Source organism: Oceanobacillus massiliensis str. N'diop (assembly GCF_000285495.1).
GTDB classification, from domain to species: domain Bacteria; phylum Bacillota; class Bacilli; order Bacillales; family Amphibacillaceae; genus Oceanobacillus; species Oceanobacillus massiliensis.
In genome coordinates, this window is sequence record NZ_HE610976.1 from 728,772 (window position 1) to 735,290 (window position 6,519).

Annotated in this window: 8 protein-coding genes; 2 read left to right on the top strand and 6 right to left on the bottom strand. The window is 42.9% G+C overall.

The genetic code is table 11. The features are described from left to right. Nucleotides 1–98 precede the first annotated feature (98 nt). From OMHG_RS03525 to prfA, 5 genes are all read right to left on the bottom strand, one after another. On the bottom strand, nucleotides 99–1,121 hold the full coding sequence (locus tag OMHG_RS03525) for an L-threonylcarbamoyladenylate synthase (protein WP_044476776.1): 1,023 nt from the start codon (nucleotides 1,119–1,121) through the stop codon (nucleotides 99–101). Between the two features lie 185 nt (nucleotides 1,122–1,306). Then, a complete protein-coding gene (locus OMHG_RS03530; RefSeq protein WP_010648379.1) occupies nucleotides 1,307–1,708 on the bottom strand; it encodes a GNAT family N-acetyltransferase in 402 nt (133 codons plus the stop codon). Nucleotides 1,709–1,784: 76 nt separating this feature from the next. Next, nucleotides 1,785–2,393: a stage II sporulation protein R gene (gene spoIIR / locus OMHG_RS03535; protein WP_010648380.1), complete on the bottom strand. Its 609-nt coding sequence runs from the start codon at nucleotides 2,391–2,393 to the stop codon at nucleotides 1,785–1,787. 146 nt (nucleotides 2,394–2,539) lie between these two features. Continuing rightward, complete coding sequence (gene prmC, locus OMHG_RS03540; protein WP_044476777.1) at nucleotides 2,540–3,418, bottom strand: peptide chain release factor N(5)-glutamine methyltransferase; 879 nt, start codon at nucleotides 3,416–3,418, stop codon at nucleotides 2,540–2,542. Between the two features lies 1 nt (nucleotide 3,419). After that, nucleotides 3,420–4,490 carry a peptide chain release factor 1 gene (gene prfA / locus OMHG_RS03545; RefSeq protein WP_010648384.1) on the bottom strand — a complete coding sequence of 357 codons (1,071 nt, stop codon included), beginning with the start codon at nucleotides 4,488–4,490 and terminating at the stop codon, nucleotides 3,420–3,422. Nucleotides 4,491–4,585: 95 nt separating this feature from the next. Here prfA and OMHG_RS18230 point away from each other — a divergent pair, with 95 nt between their 5' ends. Continuing rightward, on the top strand, nucleotides 4,586–4,849 hold the full coding sequence (locus OMHG_RS18230) for a hypothetical protein (protein ID WP_147628999.1): 264 nt from the start codon (nucleotides 4,586–4,588) through the stop codon (nucleotides 4,847–4,849). A gap of 153 nt (nucleotides 4,850–5,002) precedes the next feature. Here the strand turns inward: OMHG_RS18230 and OMHG_RS03555 are convergent, their stop codons facing one another. Then, nucleotides 5,003–5,965, bottom strand: a complete 963-nt coding sequence (locus OMHG_RS03555) for a nuclease-related domain-containing protein (RefSeq protein WP_010648387.1) — start codon at nucleotides 5,963–5,965, stop codon at nucleotides 5,003–5,005. A 96-nt stretch (nucleotides 5,966–6,061) separates the two neighbouring features. On the opposite strand from OMHG_RS03555, the gene OMHG_RS18555 reads away from it, so the two are divergent. Continuing rightward, on the top strand, nucleotides 6,062–6,519 hold a 458-nt coding region (locus OMHG_RS18555), incomplete at its 3' end, for a hypothetical protein (RefSeq protein ID WP_161603057.1).

Here is a 6,519-nt window from a genome sequence, read left to right on the forward strand (position 1 = left end):
TGAATGTCTTTTGCCTTAATTGCTTATTGGCAGCTGTGCTTGTGCTTAGCCAAATCTTGGATTTTGATTTTCCTCATACTTCGAGGTTTGCCATCCTGCTATTGGATATATTCCGTTGCCGCCTTTTTCAGTCGGTTCATGACCGCCTGTCCGATGCCATCCTCCGAAAATGCTTCGCAAATGATAATATCGACATCACCCTGCTTAAATTTCCTTAAGCCATCATATAGATGGGCGGCAATTTCTGTGATGTCTGTACCGAGAGATATGATTTCATCGGCTTGGATTAATCCGGCGGTCCGCTCGCTTGCAAGAATACCTAATCGATTTCCCCTCGTTTTCTCTTTATTAATGATGGTCTGTATATGTTCTGGTTTCCCTCCCACTAGCCATAAAGGTACTTCAGGTGAATAGTGCCTATATTTCATTCCAGGCGATTTTGGTTTTTCTTTCTCATTGGCAAGTCCGGGATCTGTCATAACCGTCCCAACGACTTCCTCGAGCTGTTCCTTTGTAACTCCACCAGGTCTTAATATAATCGGAATTTCCTGTGTACAGTCAATAACCGTAGATTCCAATCCAACACCTGTTGGACCGCCATCCAGCAAGCCGTCAATCCTGCCATGAAGATCAGCCCACACATGGTCAGCCAAAGTAGGACTTGGTTTCCCTGAAAGATTGGCACTCGGCGCAGCAACGGGGACATCTGCCCTTTCCAAGAGTGCCTGTGCAACCGGATGGTCCGGAATACGCACACCAATGGTAGTTTGCCCAGCCGTTACATTGTCTGCGCAGGTTCCATTATTCGGTAATATGTATGTTAATGGGCCAGGAGAAAAAGCTTCCATCAACTGTACCGCATATACAGGAATGTCATCCACAAGCCTTCTAAGCTGTTCTACTGTTGCAACATGGGCAATCAGCGGGTTATCCTGCGGTCTGCCTTTTGCTTTAAAAATTTTTGCCACTGCTGCTTCATTTGTTGCATCTGCCCCAAGCCCATAAACCGTTTCAGTCGGAAACGCAATGGTTTTCCCTGCCTTTAAACGTTCTGCCGCATCTTCAATGGCCTGATGATTATATGTTTTGTCATTTTTTATATTCCAGCGCTTTGTTTCTATCATAATTGCTACCTCATTTCTACGTTATATTTTATCGGATAGAAACGGTTTACGCAAAATGTGGATAACATTGATTTATCAGTGAAATTATTCACAGTATAATCAACGTTATCCACAGAAGTCTGATTTTATTAACATATTTTCAGCACCTATACACAGTTACCTGTGTATAATGTGTGTAACTTCTAAGAAACATTGTATGCCCACCAGCTCCCTTTATTGGTTGGATATTTATCCTCAAACATATGCTCTTTTTGTGGATGAAATTGCAATGCCTCCAGTAAAATATCCACAACTGGCTGATGACTGTGCACATAGACACTTTTTGCGTTCTGCTGTTTGGCAAGGGTCAGAATCGACTCCAATAAGAATGGAAGCCGTCCAGCCTCGGTCTGGGTAATATACAGCTGCTTAAGCCAGTAGATATTCTCTTCCACTTGTTCCAGAACGAAACATCCCTCAATCTTCTGCTTTATCTCAACAACATACCCTTTCTCATAAACTTGCTTCTTATTAACATTTACATTTTTCTCAAAAAACGCTTCTAACTGAACATAGGACGCATCTTTGGCAGGTATTATCTTCAAAGCTTTCACCTCTATACATATATTTGATAGAAATAGGCTGTTCCTTTTGTTCTATACTATGCATTTACTAGAGCAACTATGACCACCCAAACCATTCAAAGAGAAAAAATTTAATCTCTGTTTCTTCTTCCTCTTCCTCTGGAGCTTCTATATCCGCTGCTTCAGTCTCTGCTTCCGCTACGGTTGTACCATTGAAGAAATCAAGAAAACATAATGGCGGAAATAGTACACACCACCAATTCGCACCTTTTCCCTCACCAAGGGTAATCAATACTGCCTCATACTCACCTGCTGGGTACAGGAAAGATCCATATAGCTTCGCTGGGAAAGTAACTTGATCTCCATATTCCACTGTGAATGGGTTATCCTTGCCAGATTCTTCTATTGTATTTGCTACAATCATCTCCAGTTCCGGAAGACGCGATTCTATCAAAGCCCTTGCTTCCTCAATATCTGTGATATGCTGTACCCAATCCGTAATCTGCTCGTTTACCCGATCACGAACAAGTCGCTTTAGTGCCTGATCTTCATCCGTATCGCTATTTGCAAGGATTCTCAGACGAATTGCCTCATCCGGAATAACCTGATAATCCAGCTTGTTAGATTCCTGCTTACCAACTCCATTTGCTGGCAGAGCCAAGAAAAAAATTGAAAATATAAGTGCGATAAATATAAGCCTTCTCATTTAGAAATCCCCTCTCCAACTGTATAATTGCCAGTATGGACAGGGGATTTCCTTTTTAAACTAGTATTCTATTATTTTTTTGGTATTCCTATGCTGCAGAAAGATAGATTGCTGGCTATAGAACGTTTTCGGTTCTGCGTTTGATGTTAGGACTCTGGCTCTATTACCGCTGATACGATTCGGTCCTTTTTATTAATGTCTTGAATGGTCGTTACGGCACTTCCTGGAAATGTTCCCTTGATAAGGGCACGCACAGCCCGGCCTTGCTTATGACCGATTTCAAAAGCAATCAGCGCGTCGGCATTAACCGCTTCCGGCGCCTGCATAATGATTTTCTGATAGGCTGCCAATCCGTTCTTCTCAGCAAAAAGCGCAAGTTCCGGATCAAAGTTTTTTACCGTGTCCGACAATAATGGCGCTTCTTCCCTAGCAATGTAAGGAGGATTGGAGACAATTATATCTGCCTTGATTTGTTCATCAATGATTGGCTCTAGAAAATCCCCCTGCAGGAAGGTTACATCCGCTCCCAGCCGTTTTGCATTCTGTCTAGCTATTGCGAGCGCATCCTTCGATATATCGGATGCATAAACCTTTGCCTCTGGCAGCTCTAATGCAAGAGTAATGGCAATAATCCCGCTCCCTGTTCCGATATCAACGATAGTCAGTGGCTGATTGCTGTTTGCAGGCTGACCAGCAGAATCAATGATATGCAGGACGAGCTCTTCGGTTTCTGGCCTCGGGATCAATACATGTTCATTGACTGTAAAATCTCTCCCGTAAAAGCTCTCATACCCCGTCAGATGCTGGACAGGTATGCCAGTTTCGGCATGTTTTACAATCTGCGCCTTGAACATCTCTGCTATTTCACCTGATACAGGCTCTTGCATCAGCATGTAAAACTGTGACCTCGTTACATTTAAATGATGCTGCAAAAGGATTTCTGCAACACGTGGCTCACGATCATACTTTTCTAAAAAAAGAGAAGCCCAACGAAGGACTTCGAATTGTTTTAATGATTTTGTCATCTTATTCACCGATATTTTCCAATCTCTTTGCTTGCTCTTCCATAATCAAGGCATCGATAAATTCATCAAGTTTCCCCTGCATGATCTGGTCCAGCTTTTGAATCGTCAGCCCAATGCGGTGATCGGTCACACGATTCTGAGGAAAATTATAAGTTCGGATACGCTCAGAGCGATCTCCGGTACCTACAGCAGATTTCCTGTTTTCATCATATTCAGCCTGCGCTTCCCGTTGGAACTTATCATACACACGTGCGCGCAGTACCTTCATCGCCTTCTCTTTATTCTTGATTTGCGATTTCTCATCCTGAATAGACACAACAGTACCAGTTGGCTCATGTGTCAGCCGAACTGCAGACATTGTCGTGTTAACACTTTGCCCACCAGGTCCACTGGAAGCAAAGGTATCGACACGGATATCCTTATCATGAATCTCCACCTCAACCTCTTCTGCTTCAGGTAAAACAGCAACAGTTGCCGTCGATGTATGGATTCGTCCGCCTGATTCCGTCTCAGGAACGCGCTGTACGCGATGTGCACCATTTTCATATTTAAGTTTGGAATATACATCTTTACCGTTTATCATAAAAATGATTTCCTTATATCCGCCAACACCTGTGGAACTTGCTTCCATCACTTCAATCTTCCAGCCCTGTGCTTCAGCATATCTCGAATACATACGATATAAATCTCCAGCAAACAACGCAGCTTCATCTCCGCCCGCTGCACCGCGGATCTCCATAAATACGTTCTTGTCATCATTCGGATCTTTTGGAAGCAGAAGAATTTTCATTCTCTCTTCAAGTTCTTGTTTAGAATCGGTCAGCTCATCGATTTCAAGCTTCACCATTTCCTGCATATCCGCATCCATTTTATCCTCAAGCATTTCCTTAGCATCATTCAATTGACCCGTAACATCTTTATATTCACGATAAGCCTGAACAACATCCTCCAAGCCAGACTGCTCCTTGGAGTATTCACGCAACTTTTTAGTATCACTAATTACTTCCGGATCACTTAACATCTCATTCAATTTATTATAACGATCTTCCAACGTTTGTAGACGGTCTAACATCACGGACACCTCTTTTTCTGATTAACATTCTAATTATAGTATATGCGAGTGCAAGTGGTCAATTGCTGCGGGGGGTGCTGGAGTTGTGAGCACTGTTGAGGCTGGGATTAGTGGGGGCTTGGTCGGGGTGGGGGCTGGTAATTCCGCGCTTTTTGGTGATAATTCCGCGCTTCTGGCGTTTTTTCCGCGATTTCGCTTGTAATTCCGCGGTTCTCCTGATTATTCCGCGGTTCTGGCTCTTTTTCCGCGGTTTCGCTGATTATTCCGCGCTTTTCCTGATTATTCCGCGCTTTCTCCGATTTTTCCGCGCTTTTGCTGATAATTCCGCGGCTCTGACGTTTTTTCCGCGCTTTTCCTGATAATTCCGCGCTCCTGCCATTTTTTCCGCGCTCCTGCCATTTTTTCCGCGCTTTCGTTGATAATTCCGCGGCTCTGACGTTTTTTCCACGGTTCCCCTGATATTTCCGCGCATCCGGTTCTTTTTCTTCGCTACTCCGATTTTTCCGTTTTGCTCATTCTTTCCATTGATAAGTTGATCCCTTTGTTTTGCCGAACTTAATTAACTTCTCTTTCAATAGTAAGCGTCTTGTCACATCCGGGGATTCGATCAATAAAAATTCTCTGCCTGATAGGTTTGTAATGGTATTTCCTATTATCCTTCTATAGTCTTCCAAGGCGCGAATGTGTGCATTAGAAGAAAATGCCCCGCAGTCCGTACAGTGCCACTTGTTTTGTCTTCGTATCATTGGAATGGCATTGCATACAGGACAGAATACACCTTTGACTAAATCTGATTTATTCAATTTATATTTTTGGAGAAGATTGTCATTTGTCGGGGTATGATGATTTACTAAAGCGAGAGAAATCTCCTTTAGGGTTTCCATGCTTGCGGTCATTTTACGATATTTTTTCTCTAACTCTTTGATTTTGAAGTAGAGTTGATTATTCAGGATTACCTGTTCAGGGATTTTAACAGTGGGATTGGCGGGTTTTATTATGGTGCTGGAAAAGCTGATTACTACGAAAGCTTCAATTTTCATATCGGGGAATTGAAGTTGTCTGAGCCATTTTTGAAGGCGAAACATCTGGACTTTCACTTGTGGAATAGGGCTTGGGAAACCTTCTTCCTCCTGATTATTGCGTTTGCGTATAACCTGGCCGTTCTCATCAAATATTACTGTGCCTTGCCAATTCTTCGCTTCAAGTATCAAGATGTACTTTTTAGAAAGAATCAGTGTGTCAATTTGGAAAAAACCACTTTCATCCTGTAAACGGATGTTATGAAGGATAAGAAATTTGCTATCATCCAGGAACCGAAGTGGATAATCCAACTCCTTTTCACCAGCGATTTCCGATCTCTTTATTTTCCAATCACTGAACACTTTTTCCTTTATAGGGTGATAATCCGGAATTCTCCTGTTCAAGGCCTCTAGCGCAAAGACTTCATTTAATTTGTCATGTTGCTTTATATACATAAATAAATATCACTCCTTTTCTATAATTATTATAATTCTACAAAAAATGCATATTTCCTCTTTTCATTTTAATGTTTTTACTCGGTATGGTTTTTATTGCAGTACGAGGGCTTTTTAGGAAGAGAATATTTCCGCCGGGATGCTGGCTTTCACGCGTTTTATGATATTTCCGCGTTTCTGGCGTTTTTTCCGCTTTTTCTCCGATATTTCAGCGCTACTGCCGTTTTTTTCCGCGCTTTCTTCGATAATTCCGCGGTTCGGCTGCTTTTTCCGCGCTTTCTCCGATATTTCCGCGCTACTGCCGTTTTTTCCGCGCTTTCTTCGATATTTCCGCGCTACTGCCGTTTTTTCCGCGCCTTCTCCGATATTTCCGCGGTCCTGGCATTTTTTTCCGCGCTTTCTCCGATATTTCAGCGCTACTGCCGTTTTTTCCGCGATTTTTTCGATATTTCCGTGCTCCCGCCGTTTTTTTCCGCGCTTTCTCCGATATTTCCGCGCTACTGCCGTTTTTTCCGCGCTTTCTCCGATATTTCCGCGCTCCCGCCATTTTTTCC